Annotated in this window: 19 protein-coding genes; 15 read left to right on the top strand and 4 right to left on the bottom strand. The window is 65.6% G+C overall.

Going from position 1 to position 17,624, the window contains the following annotated elements:
- Window positions 1-326: 326 nt before the first annotated feature.
- A complete protein-coding gene (locus ACFYZ4_RS11270; protein WP_390783833.1) occupies window positions 327-770 on the bottom strand; it encodes a hypothetical protein in 444 nt (147 codons plus the stop codon).
- A gap of 124 nt (window positions 771-894) precedes the next feature.
- On the opposite strand from ACFYZ4_RS11270, the gene ACFYZ4_RS11265 reads away from it, so the two are divergent.
- Entirely contained in the window at window positions 895-1,608 is a 714-nt protein-coding gene (locus ACFYZ4_RS11265) for a transposase (RefSeq protein WP_390783824.1), read from the top strand.
- 150 nt (window positions 1,609-1,758) lie between these two features.
- On the opposite strand, the gene ACFYZ4_RS11260 is transcribed toward ACFYZ4_RS11265, so the two are convergent.
- Together ACFYZ4_RS11260 and ACFYZ4_RS11255 are read right to left on the bottom strand one after the other, a co-directional pair.
- Window positions 1,759-2,406, bottom strand: a complete 648-nt coding sequence (locus tag ACFYZ4_RS11260) for a class I SAM-dependent methyltransferase (protein WP_390783711.1) — start codon at window positions 2,404-2,406, stop codon at window positions 1,759-1,761.
- Between the two features lie 276 nt (window positions 2,407-2,682).
- Complete coding sequence (locus tag ACFYZ4_RS11255; protein ID WP_390783710.1) at window positions 2,683-4,020, bottom strand: hypothetical protein; 1,338 nt, start codon at window positions 4,018-4,020, stop codon at window positions 2,683-2,685.
- Window positions 4,021-4,658: 638 nt separating this feature from the next.
- On the opposite strand from ACFYZ4_RS11255, the gene ACFYZ4_RS11250 reads away from it, so the two are divergent.
- From ACFYZ4_RS11250 to ACFYZ4_RS11200, 11 genes are read left to right on the top strand one after another with little or no spacing between them, the layout of a single operon-like run.
- On the top strand, window positions 4,659-6,008 hold the full coding sequence (locus tag ACFYZ4_RS11250; RefSeq protein WP_390783709.1) for a TfuA-like protein: 1,350 nt from the start codon (window positions 4,659-4,661) through the stop codon (window positions 6,006-6,008).
- Window positions 6,001-7,140, top strand: a complete 1,140-nt coding sequence (locus ACFYZ4_RS11245) for a YcaO-like family protein (RefSeq protein ID WP_390783708.1) — start codon at window positions 6,001-6,003, stop codon at window positions 7,138-7,140. Before ACFYZ4_RS11250 ends, ACFYZ4_RS11245 begins: the two co-directional genes overlap by 8 nt.
- Before the next feature lie 45 nt (window positions 7,141-7,185).
- Window positions 7,186-8,001 carry a hypothetical protein gene (locus ACFYZ4_RS11240; RefSeq protein WP_390783707.1) on the top strand — a complete coding sequence of 272 codons (816 nt, stop codon included), beginning with the start codon at window positions 7,186-7,188 and terminating at the stop codon, window positions 7,999-8,001.
- Window positions 7,994-8,272, top strand: a complete 279-nt coding sequence (locus ACFYZ4_RS11235; RefSeq protein ID WP_390783706.1) for a hypothetical protein — start codon at window positions 7,994-7,996, stop codon at window positions 8,270-8,272. The genes ACFYZ4_RS11240 and ACFYZ4_RS11235 overlap by 8 nt, the downstream gene beginning before the upstream one ends.
- On the top strand, window positions 8,265-8,714 hold the full coding sequence (locus ACFYZ4_RS11230; protein ID WP_390783705.1) for a GNAT family N-acetyltransferase: 450 nt from the start codon (window positions 8,265-8,267) through the stop codon (window positions 8,712-8,714). The genes ACFYZ4_RS11235 and ACFYZ4_RS11230 overlap by 8 nt, the downstream gene beginning before the upstream one ends.
- A gap of 11 nt (window positions 8,715-8,725) precedes the next feature.
- Window positions 8,726-9,829, top strand: a complete 1,104-nt coding sequence (locus ACFYZ4_RS11225) for an acyl-CoA dehydrogenase family protein (protein ID WP_390783704.1) — start codon at window positions 8,726-8,728, stop codon at window positions 9,827-9,829.
- Window positions 9,829-10,071, top strand: coding sequence for a phosphopantetheine-binding protein (locus tag ACFYZ4_RS11220; protein WP_390783703.1), 243 nt, complete (start codon window positions 9,829-9,831; stop codon window positions 10,069-10,071). Before ACFYZ4_RS11225 ends, ACFYZ4_RS11220 begins: the two co-directional genes overlap by 1 nt.
- Complete coding sequence (locus ACFYZ4_RS11215) at window positions 10,071-11,627, top strand: amino acid adenylation domain-containing protein (RefSeq protein WP_390783702.1); 1,557 nt, start codon at window positions 10,071-10,073, stop codon at window positions 11,625-11,627. The genes ACFYZ4_RS11220 and ACFYZ4_RS11215 overlap by 1 nt, the downstream gene beginning before the upstream one ends.
- Window positions 11,628-11,666: 39 nt before the next feature.
- On the top strand, window positions 11,667-12,926 hold the full coding sequence (locus tag ACFYZ4_RS11210; RefSeq protein ID WP_390783701.1) for an MFS transporter: 1,260 nt from the start codon (window positions 11,667-11,669) through the stop codon (window positions 12,924-12,926).
- A gap of 55 nt (window positions 12,927-12,981) precedes the next feature.
- Window positions 12,982-13,875, top strand: a complete 894-nt coding sequence (locus ACFYZ4_RS11205) for a phytanoyl-CoA dioxygenase family protein (RefSeq protein ID WP_390783700.1) — start codon at window positions 12,982-12,984, stop codon at window positions 13,873-13,875.
- A gap of 55 nt (window positions 13,876-13,930) precedes the next feature.
- Window positions 13,931-14,431 (top strand): hypothetical protein, encoded by a 501-nt coding sequence (locus ACFYZ4_RS11200; protein WP_390783699.1) that lies wholly within the window; start codon window positions 13,931-13,933, stop codon window positions 14,429-14,431.
- 1,276 nt (window positions 14,432-15,707) lie between these two features.
- Here ACFYZ4_RS11200 and ACFYZ4_RS11195 read toward each other — a convergent pair.
- Entirely contained in the window at window positions 15,708-16,247 is a 540-nt protein-coding gene (locus tag ACFYZ4_RS11195; RefSeq protein ID WP_390783698.1) for an NUDIX domain-containing protein, read from the bottom strand.
- A 225-nt stretch (window positions 16,248-16,472) separates the two neighbouring features.
- Here ACFYZ4_RS11195 and ACFYZ4_RS11190 point away from each other — a divergent pair, with 225 nt between their 5' ends.
- The 3 genes from ACFYZ4_RS11190 (at window position 16,473) to ACFYZ4_RS11180 (ending at window position 17,444) form a co-directional block, all read left to right on the top strand.
- Window positions 16,473-17,057, top strand: coding sequence for a hypothetical protein (locus tag ACFYZ4_RS11190; RefSeq protein WP_390783697.1), 585 nt, complete (start codon window positions 16,473-16,475; stop codon window positions 17,055-17,057).
- Window positions 17,058-17,151: 94 nt separating this feature from the next.
- On the top strand, window positions 17,152-17,325 hold the full coding sequence (locus ACFYZ4_RS11185) for a hypothetical protein (protein ID WP_390783696.1): 174 nt from the start codon (window positions 17,152-17,154) through the stop codon (window positions 17,323-17,325).
- Window positions 17,322-17,444 carry a hypothetical protein gene (locus ACFYZ4_RS11180; RefSeq protein ID WP_390783695.1) on the top strand — a complete coding sequence of 41 codons (123 nt, stop codon included), beginning with the start codon at window positions 17,322-17,324 and terminating at the stop codon, window positions 17,442-17,444. Before ACFYZ4_RS11185 ends, ACFYZ4_RS11180 begins: the two co-directional genes overlap by 4 nt.
- Window positions 17,445-17,624 lie beyond the last annotated feature (180 nt).

The following is a 17,624-nucleotide window of genomic DNA, read 5'->3' as shown; positions in this document are numbered from 1 at the left end:
CGACGTGGTGCCCGGTCTGCGTCCGGCCTCCCCGGACCGGGCGGAGATCCTCGAACCGGTTTGGCACGGGAGCGAGATGCACCCGCCCTCGTCGTCGCTGGTCGTGTGGACCGGCACCGACTGGCGGACTCTGGTCTGGACGGGCTGGCAGCCGTCCGCTGTCGAGGGCGCAGTCGGCGTAGGGGCTGGCGGGGCGTTCGCTAAGGGCTGTCCCGGAATGCAGCGCCGGGCTGTCACACCACTACGCCCGCGCGGGCGGTGTCAGTCGGCGACCTTGGCACTTGCGCTCGACGGCCAATCCAGGACGAGTCTCATCCGGCGGACGCTCACAGGGGCGATGCCGTTTGAGCCGGGGCAGTGGGATGTGCGTAATGGATGCGGCGGCCAGAGAGGCTGCTGTCGCTCGGTTCCTCCGCCAGTATCCGCAGGCAGGGCAAGCCGAAGGCGATCACCCCGCGCTTGTGGGCTGCGCCGATGCCGACTGGTCGCAGATTCCCGGTTGTCCCGCTGGGATCCCGGTCCTGCTCCGCGGGCTCCTCGATCAGGCCGCCCGCCCCGAGGCCCTGCGCGTGCTGGGCAACGTCTTGATGAACAGCATTCTTCACCTGAGCGCGGCCATGCCGACTGCCTTGCCCTTCCTGATCCGCCTGGCAGCCGTCCCTGACATCGCGGTGCGCCCCGGACTGGTCGAACTCTTGGCCTATGTCGCGGAGCTGTCTCGACCTGTCGACGAAGGCCAGGCGGGGCTCTTCGGCAACGAGTGCGATCACCCAGAACGGGAATGGTGCAGGGCCGCGTTCGCCACACACGCCTCTGAGCTGCGCGCGTTGCTGGAGGACGAGAGTCTTCCGGACGGACTACTCATCGTGGACGACCGCGAGTGCCTACTCAAGGCTGTGGAACCACAGCGAGCCCCATCTCATCGCCGCGCTGCGGCGCGACGGTGCGGACCCAGTGTGCAAGGGCCGGCCTTGGAGCCTGCCACTGGAGGATCGTATGCTGCTGGTCGCCGCCTGTTGGCGCACGAACCTGACCCTGCGCCAGCTGGCGCCGCTGTTTGGGGTTTCCAAGTCCGCGGTCGGCCGCATCATTGACCACCTCGGGCCGATTCTCGCGCTCCAGCCCCGTAAACGGTTCGCCAAGGATGCCGTGCTCATCGTGGACGGCACCCTGGTGCCCACCCGTGACCACGCCATCGCCGCGCAGTCGAAGAACTACAGGTACTCCACGAACCACCAGGTCGTCATCGACGCCGACACCCGACTCGTGGTCATGGTCGGCCAGCCCTTGCCCGGAAACCGCAACGACTGCAAGGCGTGGGAGGAATCCGGCGCCGAAGCTGCCGTCGGCAAGACCACCACGATCGCTGACGGCGGCTATCCCGGCACCGGACTCGTCATGCCCCACCGCCGCCGCAAAGGCGAAGACCTTCCCGACTGGAAGGAAGCACACAACACATCCCACAAGCAGGTCCGGGCCCGCGTGGAGCACGTCTTCGCGCGTATGAAGACCTGGAAGATTCTCCGCGACTGCCGCCTCAAAGGCGACGGCGTCCACCACGCGATGCTCGGCATCGCCCGCATGCACAACCTCACCCTCGCCGGATAGGCAAGCGGACCGCATCGCGACCGACCCTGCCCAAGGCGACTCAAAGATCAGTTACGGGACAGCCCTTAGGTCGCTTTTTGGGGATCACCTTGCGGACCAGATGTGGATGGCCGGCGGTCGTCGGCGGGCCGACGGTCCACGTACATCTCGTCAGGCGCGTACGAAGTCCGCCAAGTACTGTGCTCCCGCAACTGTTACGTCTCGTAGTTGCCAGGATGTGCCAGTGGCGATCTTCTCAAGCTCTTTCGGGGAGACGAAGAGAAACCCTAGCCAAGGGCTCGCTGTGATCCCGTCACGGATTCGGAAGCGTTGCTGGCCGGGCAACCGGCCGTGCGACACATTCTGCTCGCGGTAGGTAACGTGGGCAGGGTGTCGCAGGCTGTAGGGATCAACCCCGACACCGAGCAGGCGCCCGCCCGAACGGGTCACTGAGGCCAGCCGGGAGAGTATCGCTGGTGCTTCTTCGGCACTTGCGAGGAGGCCGATGTTCTGACCACCCAGCAGAACCGTGTCGAACAGGCCCAAGCTTGGACCAACTGTGTCTATGGATACTTCCCGGGCGTCGATTCCCCGGGTCCGTGCAACGAGAACAGCTCCTGGTGAGCTGTCGATGCCCACCACGTCCAAGCCTTGTTCGCGGAGCCGGATGGCGTGTCGGCCGGGTCCGCAGCCAACGTCGAGCGTTCGGCCGACAGCTCGGTCGCATATGGCCTGTTCGAGTGGTCCCCAGTCAGCGTAGGGCGCGAAGTAACGGGCCACGTCGTTGACCGTGAGGAATCCGTCGTCGCGCTCGATCACCTCCCAGGCAACTCCTGGGACGCCTCCCTCCTGCCAAGCTCTCTTGAGTGCCGATCCGAATGCGTCGCCCGTTTCCATAGTTCCTCACTCAGTTCCGGTGGGGAAGGATCATAAAGGCTCGGCCATTCGGAGGGGTGACCTGTACTCGGCCGGAGAGGCATCTGGCCGATATGCGTGAAGAATTGTCCGAGACCCATCGGTTTGACGTTGTTCGAGGCGAAACTCTGAGCCTCGCGTCAGCGGGATGAGGGGATCGCAATATCGCGTCGGGTCAGATCAAGCCAGATACCGGCGGTCCAGGCTTTTCGGCACCAGGGCAGGGTGGCCGAGGAATCGCCGAAGAGGCGGGGAGTGATCCGATTGTGACGGAACAAGCTCGCGCTTTTCGGCATCGATCGTCATGAGCCGTGGCGCGAAGGTGACATTGTGTTCCTGTGCGACCGCCTCCAGGTGATGGGCTACCCCTTCGTGCACGACGTTCTCGTCTCGGGTAGCCAGGTAGACGAACGTCGCGTCTATGTCTCGCAAGAGGGATTTCGGAATGCGGGGCGGCAACGTCAGTGCGTAGTAACGCGGCCACTCACGCAACCGTTGCCGTTCCAGCCAGGAACGTCCGAAGGGGCGCAAGCTGGTGAACATGGCGAAGCTCCACTCGAGCTTGATGCGCGCGACGACCAGCACGAAGTTCACGACGAAGGCCAGAACAACAAGGCTGTGAACGAGAGGCACCCAAGGCACGGACCGATCGGGACCGGATGCCGGCGCCAGTGCGGCCGCGACACAGAGGGAGCCGTATACCGCCCCCTGATAGAAGTCCTTGATCAGCCAACTGGCAGAACGACGACCTCTAGCGGTGCGTCCCATGGCTACGGACAGCAGGCCGACGAAGAGCGACGCCGCCCCCATGATCCAGAAGGACCCGCCCAGCTCGATGTGGCCCGTCGGCGAGAACGCCGTCACCCAAAGGGCCAGTGCCACTACGGAGAAGGGGTAGTTGCCCGACACTCCGAAGACCAGGTGCATCAGGATCGCAAGTCCCAGGGCCCACTGCTGCAAGCCGTGAACGCAGGTGAGTACTCCGGCCAGGAACTCGACGAGGATGACCAAGGTCGGCACAGCTGCCAGGAGCCGGGGGGAGACGGGCAGGCCGAGCAGGCGTAGGTAGTGGGTGGTGACGACACGGCCAGCGCTGCGCTCAGTGAACAGGTACTCCTCGTTGACCTTCAGCAGGGCTGCCGTCAGGTAAACGCCGGCCAGGAGGTCCTGGGCTACGAGGGCCTGGACGGTACTTGGGGTGAACGCCATGACGGTGGCCGCTACGGCCCCCAGCCAGCAGTGATCCGAGAGCCGAACCTGGGTGGCGAGCACCCAAAAGGCGAGCAGCAGGACTGCAGTCACGCGGCCGGCCGGCGACGGGATCGTCAACGTGATCAGTAAGGCGGCCGGGAGGGCGATCAGCTGCCCAGCAGCTGCTGTCCTGCGGGGCAGCCGAATGCCGAAGGCTGGAGCGAAGTGGTGTCCGACACCTGTGAATCCGTATTCCCATAACCGATTCACCTGATGAAAAAGAAGCGCAGCGACAACCAGGCTTATAGGCGTGAGTTGAAAATTCACCCGCACCCCCGTTTATTTCGTGAGTAATTCAGAAGTTCGGTCGACTGGTCCGATCCTGCATGGGTTCACCTATTCAGTCAATGAGATTTTTTGAGACAGTGTGATGCAAATTTCAGTCAACCTCCAGCGACGTTGGACGCACTTCTTGGGCTCGATCTGACCTGCACATTCTGTCGGCGGTTTACGTGCGTGCAGCGTGAAAGTAAACCATGGATGGGCAAAGTGGACGGCAAGGAATGATAAATTCTGGCAGCGTTTCAGTAAGGATTGGCAAAGAAACCCGACGGTTGGGAATTTATCTTGATCGCAACACGTAGCCGGCCGGATCGGAGTGGCAAAAAATATTCGTCTGGACATTCGACGCTGGGTCGCTATAGCGTCCACATGGCGTCACAGGGCGCCGGAAATTCCCTCATTCGAAGAAATGGGAGATAGATATGTCTGAGGTCATTACTGAAGCAGCCAGCGAGACCGAGGAGCTCACGGGTGAGGACTTCGAGGGCCTGTTCGATGGGACCCCGCTGATCATCACCGACAGTGAAGTGCGTAACTGACACAGGAACATCCGGTGGTTCGTGCTGACTGACTTGCCTGGTCCAGCTCGATAGCCGGCACGCCGTTGAAGAAGGGGGAGGGGCATGGCGGTACATGCGTTCGTCGGGCCGTCGTGCCCCGAACCTCTAGTCAGACAGCGCTACCCACACGTCAGCGTCCACGGCCCCGTCCGGCATGGCGACCTTTTCCCGGAGGAGTTCTCAGCTGGGGATGTCATCGTCATTGTGGACGGCCTCTACCATCACCGACTGGCTCTGCGGCACAAAGAGATCCTGGACGCTCTGGCACGCGGGTTGACGGTGGTCGGTGCAGCCAGCATCGGAGCGCTGCGAGCTGCCGAACTTGACCAGTTCGGCATGATCGGCGTCGGCCGTATCTACGGCTGGTACCGCGACGGCGTATTCGACGGAGATGATGCTGTCAGCGTGGCACACGCTGAAACGGACTCGCTCGCCGCGCTCAACGTGCCGCTGGTGAATCTGCACACTGCGGTAATCGAGGCCCAAGAGAAGGGCCTCCTCACGCAGGCTTCTGGCCGGTCCCTGACCGACCAGATGGCGCAGGAGTACTACCCTCTGCGTACCTCCAAACGGATTCTTGCTGTGGCACGCCAGCGCGGCGAGAGTGCCTTCGCAAACTGGTATTCCGACCGTCTTGCTGTCGAGCCGACCGCCTTCGACCAAAAACGGGCGGATGCTCTCGAAGCTCTGGCCCTCGCTGAGCGCCTCGGCACCCGTCCGGACAGCCTCCGGCGTTCCGCAGCGACAAGCAGCCGACCGACCGAGGCTCCGAAGGTTCGGCCGGCGCAAGTCCCGATGGCCGCGGACGATCGGGACTGGCGTACGGAGTACCACCGGCGCTGGCGCAATCAATTTGCGCCAGCTGATCCGACGATCCGACACCGGGTCGCCTTCCAGCAGATCTTTGCGACGAACTTCCCCGACGTCTGGTGGGATTTCCTGCATCGGTGCGCGGACACGGGGAACGCCAGCCACCCCGCCGCCTTCCGGGACCACGTCCGGCAGCAGCTCGGTAGCGCGGCGGACGAGTGGTACGACGACGCGGTCCTGCGTACCCGCATCACGGCATTGTTGTGTCCACTGCCAGACCTGGCAGATCCGCGAGAGGCGGACCTGCTGCTGCGTAGGGAGTCGGACGAGGACCGGGCCCAGGTCACCGACTGGCTGGAGCGCACTCGGCGCCACCTGGATACCCATCCCGAGCGCAGCCTCATCCAGATTTCCGACGCCACATGTGCACGCTTGTTGCGCCGGATCTGGAACGTGGCCGCAGATGCCGAATTGATCGCGGAGTGCACCCGGCGAGGCTTTCCGTCCGTCCGCGGTGCGGCGTCCGCCCTGCGCTACTTCGCCATCGGCTACCTGGGCTCCCTCACGGGGACACGGCCCGTCAGAGGAGAGGCACGTGCATAAGCTCAGGCTGCCCGGCACCCACCGTGCGGTCGCCCCTGAGACGACGTGGAAGCGGATTGCTCCTCTGCTAGGCCGCTACGGCATTACCCGGGTGGCCGATGTCACCCGCTTGGACAACATCGGCATCCCGGTCTTCCTGGCCATAAGGCCTGGGTCGGAGACCTTGGCCGTATCCCAGGGCAAGGGTGCCTCTCCGCTGCTGGCCAAGCTCTCAGCTGTTATGGAATCCATTGAGCTGTGGCACGCGGAGCGACCGCCTCACGGTACGTTCACCGCCGCCCCCGCGGACCTGCGCCTGCCGTATGCCTTGACCGACCTGAACCTCCGGGTGACTGGTGAGTGGATCAGCAGACTGCAGCTGTCGTGGGTCGGAGCCCGGTCGTTGACGGATGACCGAGCCGTGCCTGTGCCCCTTGACCTGGTCCAGCTGTCCTACAGCGGATCGCACTTCGGTCGCCCGCGTGTCTTCGAGTCCAGCAGTACGGGACTCGCCTCCGGTAACACATTTGCCGAGGCCTGCGTACACGCCCTGTACGAGGCGATAGAACGCGATGTCCTGGCTGTGAACCCGTCCAGCACCGACCCACGCCGCCTGGCCATCGCCCCAGACACCATCCAGGACAGGCATCTACGGTCCCTGTTTGATCTGCTCAAGGCCGCTGGAGTGGACTTCCACCTTTCCTATATCCCGAACCGTTTCGCCGTACCGACCTTCGCTGCGTTCGTGTGGTCGCCTCTGTTTCCCATCGTGTGCGCGGGGTCGGGCAGTCACCTGGACCCAGTGGTTGCCCTGTCCCGGGCCTTGACCGAGGCGGTGCAGAGCCGGCTCACCGAGATCACCGCCACCCGCGACGACATCCCCTCGGACCAGGACCTTAGGCGCGACGCGAGCCCCAGACCTGCCTCTTTCGCCGGGACGGACTTCGTGAGTCTCGATGCGGCACCGAGCGCCTCCGGAACCGCTCACCACGACCTGGAAAGCGAGTTGGCGGGCTTGGCGCAGCGGATCACGACAGTCACCGGCCACGACCCTCTGGTGGTCCGGTTGTCCGGCCCGGGCGAGCCGTTCAGCGTCGTCCGGGTCGTCTGCCCCGGCCTGTCCTTCGCCGAAGGACGCACCCTGTCCGCATAGCGACCTGTGCCTGTGGCACACAGTTCATCGACAACGAGGTTTCCAGTGAAGATTCAGCGGGACCGTTTCCGGCATCCGGACGGGTATGTCCTCGAGTACGAGGTGACGATTCCCGACGTCGTCGAGAGCCCCTACCTGCACATTCTCTTCCACGGATTCAGCCGCATCGAGAAACATGTACCACCGGTCTTCGCCCGCAAGCAGTGGAAACAGGCGCAACGGTCCGTGTGTCTGTCCTTCTCCGACCCGATCCACATGCATACCCAAGACTCCTGCTGTGGCTGGTTCCTGTTGGGCGAGGAGGAGTTCGCCCCACGTATCTACGACCTTCGAGCCACTCTGCTGGAACGCCACGGTCTGCAGGGCGCCGTCTGGCACGGCCTCTCCTCGGGCGGCTATGCCGCACTCAAGCACTGCATGCGCGCTGGCGGCGGTGACCTCGCGTTCGTCATCTCGCCCCACGATGACCCAACGGTCCTGCCCCAGTGGCGCGGGGAGGCGATGCCCTTTGCTCACCTGCCCGGCATGGCTGCACCACGCAGGACGACCGATGTCATCGCTGACTGGGCCTCACCCGGCGCGGGACGTTACCTCCACGCGCTGGTTTCGGAGAGGGACTCCTACTTCGCGCTGCACCACCTGAAGCCCATCATGGCTTGCCTCGACGGTCACCCGAGCGCCCGAGCCGTCATGCTCCGCGACGGCAGGGGCCATGGATTCATCCAGGACGCCGACTACGACTCTCAGCTTCACCAGGCCATCCAGAGTTGGGAGAGCTATCGGTCACAGCAGTCCCACGACACAGAGCAGCGCCGAATGAACACAGCCGAGCAAGTACGGAAAGGAGTACCCGGTGTCTGAGGTCAAGGTCGTCCTGTCCGCCCCCTTTGCCAGGTTCGCCGACGGTGAGAGCCGCTTTCAGGTGCCCTCTGGCACGTTCCGGGAAGTGATCGACAAGGTCTACGAGCGCCACCCGGCTCTGCAGCAGCACCTGGCCGACGGCTCTGGTGGCTTCCTCCCCTTTGTCAGTGTCTACATCGGCGAGGACAACATCCGCGACCTGGACACACTAGACGTCGTGGTCGAGGCCCGCACCACTGTGATGATCATGTCGGCGGTGGCCGGTGGATAGTCCGTCAGGGAAGTACACCATCCGTGAGGCGACCACGGCCGATGCTGCGGCCATCCGTGACATCTACGGAGGCGGTGACGTCCAGGAGTTCACCTTCCGGCTCGCGGACCGCTCCAACGCCTCCGGAACCACGCACTACATCGCACAGTCGGAAGACCAGGTCATCGCGGCATTCGCGCTCACCGCGCTCGGCCGGCTGCGCCCCGGAGGCAAGAACCGCCTGATCCTCCATGAGATCAAGATCCGGCCCAACGCCCGGGGCACCGGCCTCACCGAAGAAATCTTTCACTGGATGGCCGAAAGCCTTGGAGTAGGCACAGACCGCGATCTGCTGGCGCTTACCCCGCTCGGCCAGCAGCCGTCAGTCTTCCACAGGTTCGGGCTGTCCGAGTCCCACCAAGTGTTCCGGTGGAACGCCCTGAATGAGGGCGAGCTGCCTTGATGCAACATCATTTGGCTTCGCAGGAGTTCACGTACTGGCTGGCCGGACTGCGATCACGGGCGGCCAAGTGCCGCGATGGCGACAGCCTCTGGCACACAGCGGCCTCTCAGGGACTGCTGTCCCTGGCCATCCCCGAATCCGCAGGAGGCGGCGGCGCCGGGTACGAGGCAGCATGCCTGGCGCTGGAAACACTCGCTCAGGAGAGCGGTCTGAGTGGCACGCCATTCGCAATGGCTGCACAGGCATGGGCATGCCAGGAACCGCTCATCGAATTCGGCAGCAAGCCGCAACACGAGAAGTACCTGACCCCGCTCCTGGCAGGAGCCGCGAAAGGCGCCTTCGCGGCCACCGAGTACGACTCGGGATCCGACCTGCTGTCGCTGAGCACCCGCGCCGTCCGAGACAGCGGGGGACGCTGGCGCCTGAACGGCTCCAAGACCTTTGTGACTAACGGACCGACCGCCGACGTCTTCCTCATCCTTGCCCGCACCGCCGAGGGCAGCCCTCTCACCGGTCTCACAGCGTTCCTAGTCCCCCGCGGCACGCCCGGGCTGCACATCGGGATGGCCATGGACAAGTCCGGGCTCACGGGAGCGGACCTGGGCACGCTGAACATCGACGATTGCGCCCTCGACGACAGCGACGTACTCGGCGGCCCGGGAGCCGGGTTCGCCGTTCTCATGCACGCCATGCGCTACGAGCGGGCATTCATCCTTGCTCCAGCACTAGGGCTGATGGCGCGGGCACTGCGCCAGGCCGTGGAACACGCCCGGTCCCGAAGCCAGTTCGGGCATCCCCTCGCTTCCTACGACACGATCCGCCAGCGCCTGGTACGCATGCACGTCAGCCTGACGAGCGCGCGCGAGCTGCTCCACGCCACGGCGCGGTGTGCGGATGCGGGAACCCTCGATCATGGCCGCTCCTCATTGACGAAACTCCACGTCAGCACGGAATTCAACCGGTTCTGCCAGGAGCTTCCAGACGTCTATGGAGGCTACGCGCTGTTGCCGGAGACGGGCGCAACGGCCCTGCTGACCGACGCGGTGGCGAGCAGGTACTACTCCGGCACCTCAGACATGCAGGTGAAGATCATTGCCGAAGGGTTGGGTTTGTGATGACAGAAGACTCCGTGCTGCGGATTGTGCTGGCCGCGGTCCGCGAGGTGGCTGCAGGAGCAGAGGTGAGCGAGGACACCGAGCTCATCGCCCACCGGATCATCGATTCCCTGTCGCTGCTGAGTCTGGTGGCGGTGATGGAAAAGGAATTCTCCATCACGGTGCGTGACTCGGAGATCCTTCCCGCGCACTTCGAGACCCCGCTCGCCATCCGGGCCTTCCTGAAGTCGAAGGGACACTGATGCCTTCGAGCCCCTCGTTGGCGGACGACCTGCGGACCTCCGCTGCCCGCCACGGCCTCCGCACCGCCGTGATCGACGGCACCGGAGCGCTCACATACGACCAGCTGAACGGCATGGCAGAGGGCATAGCCCGCACGCTGCGTGAAGCCGGCATCCGGCCCGGAGACTGCGTCGCCTGGCACGGCGCGAAGACCCGCCTGGCGGTTGCGGCCGTGCATGGAATCCTGCGTTCCGACGCGGGGTACGTGCCTGTCGACCCCGATGGCCCGATCACCCGCGCCCGGCTCATCGTCGAACGAAGCAGGCCCCGCTTCCTCATAACGGACACCGCGGCCCGCGACCAGTGGCAGACAGTGGCTCCCGACCTTGCCTGGCAGACGTTACCCACCGGCTCCCCGCAGGACCCACCCCTGTGGTACACGAACCTGGTAAGCCCCCGGAAACCCCTCCCCGATCTCGCCTATGTGTTTCATACTTCCGGCAGCACCGGCGTCCCCAAGGGCGTGGTGCACACACACGCGAGCGCTTCTGCCTTTGTCGACTGGGCGGTCGAAGAACTTCAGCTCACGGAGCAGGACGTCATCATCAACTCGGCGCCCTTGCATTTCGACCCGACCACACTGCACCTGTTCGGTGCCGCGCGGGTCGGTGCCGCCGTTGCACTCATGCCCGCCTCGGCGGCACCGTTCCCCGCCGCATACATCGATTTCTGCCGACAGGTCGGGGGCACCGTCTGGTACGCCGTCACCTCAACCCTGGTCTGGCTCGCCCGCCGGGGCAAGGACTTGCTTCCACAGCTCGCCTCACTGCGCGCAGCCGTGGTCGGAGGCGAGGTGCTGCCGCCGAGCGACGTGAACACCCTGTTCACGGCCGTCCCCGGGATACGGCTGCTCAACGTGTACGGACCCACGGAAAGCAATGTCGCCACCTTTCACGAGGTCCACGAGGCACAGTCGCCCGATGTCGTCATTCCCATCGGCCGGGTGCTCCCCGGTGCACAGATCGTAGTGGTCGACGACGAACTGGAACCGGTTCGGCCCGGCCATACCGGACAACTGTTGGTCCGCGGCAGCATGCTGATGAAGGGATATTTGGACCCACAGCAGACGATCGGGGCCTTCGTCCGCACCTCGGACGGTCACCGATGGTACGCCACAGGCGACATGGTTCGGGAGAATCCGGCCGGAGAGTTGGAGTTCGTGGGGCGCAGGGACGCCCAGGTGAAGTCACGTGGCTTCCGGGTCGAACTCGGCGAAATAGAGAGGCACGTTCACGACCTCAATGGAATCCACGAGTGCGCGGTCGTGGCCACACCAGACGCCCTGTTCTCCACCGTGATCACGGCGTTCGTGAGTGCGGACCACATGAATGACGCCAGAGTAATTCCGCACGTGCTCCGGGACCGGCTACCGCATTACATGATCCCGCAAAGGATCGTCCTGGCCGCCGGCGAGCTACCAAGGAACTCCAACGGCAAGATCGACCGCAAAGCGCTCACCGAGCTCGCCGCCCAACCGGACCTCGACGTCAGCACCGGGCTGACGCTCGTCCACTGAAGGAAGGCCGTACCCGTGTCGCTCCCCTCATCGGCTGGCGTGGCCTCCGACGACGAAGTCGAGGTTCTCAAGGTCCCCGACTTCCGGCGGCTATGGGCAGCCAACGGCTTCCGGTACGCGGCTGCAGAGGTGGCCTCGTTCGCGTTGCCGATCACTGCTCTGCTCCTCTTGCACGCACAGCCCCTGGTCATGAGCCTGATCTTCGTATGCAGTAGGGCAGGATTTCTCACCATCGGGCTCCCCGCCGGCGTATGGATCGACCGCTGGCGCAAAAAGCCCGTGCTCATAGGTGCCGACATCGCATATTCGATCGCCTTTGCCAGCGTGCCGCTCGCCTACTTCCTCGACGTACTCACCGTGACGCAACTGGTCCTCGTGGCACTGGTCGTGAGCCTCGCCGGCGTCTTCTTCGACGTCGCACACAGCAGCGTGCTGCCCTATGTGCTCCCCCGACGGCGTGTGGCAGACGGCAACGCCCGGCTGCAGAGCTCCGAAACCGCCATCCAGGCCGTCTCGCCCAGTGTTGCAGGACTGGTCACACAAAGCATCGCGGCCCCCATCCTGTACTGCTTCGCCGCTCTCGCCCACCTCGTGTCGCTGCTCCTGCTGCGGCGAATCCACCCGACTGGAGACATTGCGCGGACCCCAACCAAGACCGAACAGAAATTCACACAGGAGATCACGAGCGGAATTCGCGTCCTGTTCCAGCAACCCCTACTACGACTCCTGCTCAACCAGGCCGCCCTCAACAACGTCGGCGCAGGCATCCTCCTGTCGATGCTTCCCATATTCCTGCTGAAAGAAATCGGCATAGCGACCTGGCTGTTCGGACTGCTGTCCACCCTTGGAGCCGTAGCCGGCTTCTGCACCTCATTGCTGGCACCGCGTCTACGTCGCCGCTTCGGCGAGATCCGCATGACCCTGGTCTTTTCGGGACTGGCGCCCTTCGCCGTACTCGCAGCCCCCCTGGCCGGCGTGTTCCGGCAAGCCGCAGTGCCGCTTGTTGCAGTGGCCCAGGTCCTCATCGGCATCGCCATCGTCGGCAGAGCCGTTTCAACCGCCGGCCTCCGCGCCCGGGTCACGCCCGACGCCTATATGGGGCGAGTGACAGCGGCCTACAGCTTCGTCATCCAGGGCGCCACCCCGCTCGGAGCCCTCGCCGGCGGCCTGATCGCCAGTCACTGGTCCACCAGCACGGCCCTGTGGGTCGGCGGGCTGGTCATGGCGCTCCCCCTCGTCCTGCTGCTGGTCTCCCCCCTACGTAGCCACCGCACACTTCCGCCCGAATGGGAAGTGTGACCACCACGAACCTTCCAACCACCCTGAGCAAACAACCGGTTCATTCGGAGAGCACATGACCCCCCTGAAGCAGGCGGCCGCCGAGTACGAGGAGCGCGGCTTCGCGATCATCCGCAACGTCATACCTGAGGACCTACTGGAGGAGGCACGCAGCCACGTGGAATGGCTGACCTCCAAATACCCGGAGCTGCGCCCTGAGCACTTCCACCACCCATTGATCCGCAACGACGCCTTCTGGGTCCGCCTGGTAACGGACCCGCGGCTGGCAAAAATCGGCCAGCACTTCCTCGGCCCGAACCTCGCCTGTTTCACGGCGCACTACATCTGCAAGCCCCCCTACGACGGTCAGCCGGTGTTCTGGCACCAGGACGGCTCCTACTGGAAGCTGGCGCCGATGCAGGCGCTGACGGTCTGGCTGGCCATCGACGAGAGCACCACCGCGAACGGCTGCCTACGCATGATCCCCGGCAGCCACAAGCTCCCGCTGCACGCACCGAACCTGCGTACGGACAAACCCAACATGCTCTTCTCGGAGGCCGACACCGACTTGGTCTCCCACTGGGCTGAGGAACAGGGCATTGTCGACATCGAGCTGAACCCCGGAGACGTCTCGATCCACCACCCGCACTTGCTGCACTGCTCAGAGGCCAATACGTCGGCGAAGCGGCGCTGCGGCCTCGACATCGGATACATCGCGACATCCACACGCATCGAGAGCCGCGGCCTCTACCTTGACCCAGTGATGGTCGCCGGAGAGCCCCTAGACGGTGTGAACACTTACCGCAGGCTGCCTCGGTATACACCACACGACACCATCCCCTTCAAGGGACACGAGACCTGGAACGACCAGCCAGGAGTCATAGCCGAGAGTGTTCAGCCGGGGGAGGCGCCCCTGACGACGACCGAGCGCATGATCGAGCGGCTGCAGGAGGGCACCGTTGCCCTCTAAACCCCGTTCCGGTCAGCGAATTGTCCATCTCCGCACTCGGGACGACGGTCAGCGCATGAAGGACGTCGTCTACGTCCACCCCCCGCAGTACAAGGGGGAAGAGTTCCAAAACCCCGCAGGACTGCCACGCCCTGTGGTGGCCGGGCTGCCCTTTCCGTGGGTCACCCCGATGGGAGACAGCGAGCCACTCTTCAAAGAGGTCGAGCGGGTCAAAGCAGAAATGTGCCGTAGCCAGTGGGGCTGCCAGGTCTGCGGTTACGACCTTGCGACGACCGCGTGGGTGGCGTTGGAGAGACCACAGGATGGATCGCCGGTGGTCACATCCGCTGCCATGCACCAGACGTGTCTGGTTCTAGCGGCAAAGCATTGTCCCGTTCTGGGTGATGCGAGCAATGGCTATGCGTTCACGGAGGTGCAGCAGGACGACATCACCGCCTCTGACGACGAGACCAGCCATGAGAAGGCGCCTAAAGCTCGATGGCGACTGCGGTCAGTCTCCGAGACCTCACGACCCGATCGCCTGAGGATCTTCCTTTCGCTCGCCCAGTTGCATTGAGCGCCACAGAAGCAGATGCCCACGGGTGCCCCCGCTGCTGGAGCAATGTCTCCTTATAGCTCCAGCAGCGCGGTGGTTGCCATGCACGGCGTAGTCACGACTTGCGCCGCGGACGACCGTGCTGCCGCGCCGACGACGCTCGGACATTGTGACGAAGGAGAGCGACATACGGGCGGTAGCCGCCGTCCGGCCAGGGCGCTCCGCCAACAAGATCACCGACTTCCTGATAGACCGTGCCCTCCTGCTCCCCGACCCCGACACATCCCTGGCCGCGTCCGGCCAACCGCATGCCCAGCAGCCTCCGCCGCGAGACGCCAGATACCGGCAGCCCGGGAAGCCGCGCTCGAAGCCGCGGTCCTGGTGGGCGTCTCTTGCCTACCAGCCCCCTGTCCGACGAGTTGACAGCCTGGGTCCGGGTCATGCGCGGCACCGGCCGCCACCAGCACAAGACCGTGGACTGGAGCCGTATCCGCCGCTACCTCTACATCGCCACACCCGTCCTCACGGCCTGGTCGACCACTACGGATCCCTTGCGCGAGATCAGCACCGCCCAGGTCAGCCGTCTCCCGTCAGGCCGCTCTGGAGCGGGCCACCGCAGCGGAGAGGGACGCGCGCGGGCTACATCGCGGCCGAGGTGTTCGCAGGCCCGGCTCATGATGTGCCGGGGTGTTCGGGAGGCCGGGACCACCTGGCCCGCGGGCACGAGATCACCGCGACGGTGAGCCTGAGCATTGTGGGCCGGCGGAACCCCGGCTGATCGATGAGGACGGAATCCCGGACGGGGTGTTCGCCCTGGAGTCGGACTGGTCAACGGTGGGGCGTTCGGGCTGCTGGACGGGATGCTGCTGCTGTTCACGACGGTCAAGGACATGAAGCGGTTCAACCGCAACACCGCAACCGGGCCTACCGCCGTGTTCCCGTCGACGGCTGGACGATGCAGGACACCCACATGGTCCCGGCCGGGCCGCCCGCCCCCAAAGCCCCTCGCAAGGCCGCCGAGCCCCGTTGCCGGCGCCTGTCCGGTGCCCCCTGCGCGTGCCCGGAGCCGCGGCTCACTGCGGTGATTCGGTTAGTCGCATCTGGCAGGGCCCTGCGAGTTCATGACCCCGGCCGCCACGGACTGCACCGCCTCGTGCCGGACCTGCGGCGGCCTGTACGGAAGCCATGGCGTCCTATCCGGCCCTGGCCTGGTCAGGCTCGGCGTCCTTCGTATCCGAGGCTGGGTCGGGCGGCGAGAGCCTGGTGCCGGCCGGTCACGGGCGGGCGCGTCTGAGAACTACACCCATGTGTAGTTCGCGTCGGTGACGGCATCCAGCGCCGTGTCAGTGACGGCGGCGTGCGGATCGGCGAGGGCGGCAAGGGCGGGGCCGATGGGCGGGAAGATGGGCAGCTCGGCGGTGTTGCGGTAGTCGATCCACTCGATGACACCGACCTCGTGGCCGCCGTCGGGGAGCTCGTCCAGTTCCTGCTCGGCGAGGGTCGCGCGGATGTCGGGGCTGATGTGGAAGCGGTAGATCAGGTGGAGCTTGCGCGGTGGCGGGGTGGGGCCCGGGCGGGTCACGCGCTGGTCGACGACCCACATCAGGTCCCCGCCCTCGGCCGCCGCCGTGTCCAGGCCGAGTTCTTCCGCGAGCTCGCGGGCGAGGGCGTGGGTGAGGTCTTCGCCGTGTTCGACGTTGCCTCCGGGCGGGGTGTAGTGGGTGGAGTCGGCGCGGTCGCGGCGGATGAGGGCGACGTCGTCGCCGCAGAACACCAGCGCCCCAGTCCGGATCTTGATCCGGGAGAACGGGGCGGGTGCGGCAGGGGTGTTCGTCATGGCCGCCAGTATTGCGGCAGGCCCCGGTTGCCGGGCGGGCTTTGCCCCGGGGTAGGACCTCGGACAGCGGATGCAGCAGCAGCGCGCCGAGCACCGAATTGATGGCATCGCCCGTACCGCTTTCGGTGGATCCCGGTACGCGGACGGCCCGGCCGGGGCAGCCTGGAGGGCGCGGACCGGCCGCCAGGTCGGCCCGATCGCACGCCGCGGGAGGGGTTGGTCGTCGTGGACAGGGTGCTCAAGGCGTTGGGGGCCGCGCACGAGGGGTCGGTGGGGGTGCTGCTGGCCGACGGCAGCGAGCCGGGCCCGGTCTACTTCGACGTCGGCAGCGGAGCGGACATGCCCTCGTCACGGGAATGGCACTGCTACGACGGACGGTACGGCCGGCCCCAGGCCGCGGTCCTGCGGGGCAGCTGCTCGTGCGGCTGGCGGGGCATGGCCGAGTACCCGCTCGACTGGACCACCCTCCCCGACGACAAGCCGCTCTACGAGGTGGACGTCGACCTGTCCGGGCCGATCGCGGACTACGACGCACACCTGTCGGTGATCCGGGAGGCGGCCGTCCAACTCCCCGCCGACCTCACCGAGCTCCTCACCGAACTCGTCCGCCGGCTCGGCGGCCTGGCCACCAAGGAGCCCCTGGTCGCGTTGAAGGCCCTCGCCGACCTGCGGCACGTCATCGCTCAGGTCGGCGAGGACGCCGCCTACGAGCTCGCCGCCGGGGAGGTCCCGATCGCACAGGTGGCGACGGCGCTCGGCACGAGCGAGGCCGCGGCCCGCAGTTACCTCGGGAGCTACCTCCACCCCTGACCGCGCACCCCGGCGGGTGAGTTCGCAGGTGGTGGCCGGGACTCCCGACGTTGCTGTCCCGGGCATTGTCAGTGCCGGGATCTACCATCCGCGCGTGGCTGACATCGAACTCAATGACGAACTCATCCGGCTCCAGAAGCGCTCGGACAGCGCCTGGGCCAACCTGCGTGCGATTGAGGACCAGCACGGCCGGTCGTCGCAGGAAGGCGGCTGGCCGCCCCAGGCGCACGAAGAGTGGCAGGCCGCCTGGACCGTGTGGAGACGGTGAGGGCCGCCATCAGCCACTGGGCGGGGGAGAGCGACCAGAGACGCTTCGACATCGAGACGCGGCTGAAGGGCGAGGTCCGGGGCGGCAAGGACCCCCAGGTCTGGCCCGAGAGCGAATAGGCCCCACCCCACGGCGGGGCCGGTTCTCTGGCGCAACCGGCCCCGGACTGATGTGGCGTTTCTCCGGTGAATCGGCGCGCCCGCCCGGGTGATGCGCGCGCTGTTCCCCTCCCGGGCATCGGGGCTGGACGGTTACAACGCGGGGCGTGATCGAGAACCTGCTGCGGCGCGGCCTGCCCG

Source organism: Streptomyces sp. NPDC001513, from assembly GCF_042894695.1.
Classification (GTDB): Bacteria; Actinomycetota; Actinomycetes; order Streptomycetales; family Streptomycetaceae; genus Streptomyces.
This window is presented reverse-complemented; position numbering and strand designations above follow the sequence as displayed.

Excerpts from the sequence above, each read along its gene's own strand:
- ACFYZ4_RS11250 (WP_390783709.1), top strand. The coding sequence starts at position 4,659 with ATGGCGGTACATGCGTTCGTCGGGCCGTCGTGCCCCGAACCTCTAGTC.
- ACFYZ4_RS11215 (WP_390783702.1), top strand. The coding sequence starts at position 10,071 with ATGCCTTCGAGCCCCTCGTTGGCGGACGACCTGCGGACCTCCGCTGCC.
- ACFYZ4_RS11195 (WP_390783698.1), bottom strand. The coding sequence starts at position 16,247 with ATGACGAACACCCCTGCCGCACCCGCCCCGTTCTCCCGGATCAAGATC.
- ACFYZ4_RS11205 (WP_390783700.1), top strand. The coding sequence starts at position 12,982 with ATGACCCCCCTGAAGCAGGCGGCCGCCGAGTACGAGGAGCGCGGCTTC.
- ACFYZ4_RS11200 (WP_390783699.1), top strand. The coding sequence starts at position 13,931 with ATGAAGGACGTCGTCTACGTCCACCCCCCGCAGTACAAGGGGGAAGAG.
- ACFYZ4_RS11220 (WP_390783703.1), top strand. The coding sequence starts at position 9,829 with ATGACAGAAGACTCCGTGCTGCGGATTGTGCTGGCCGCGGTCCGCGAG.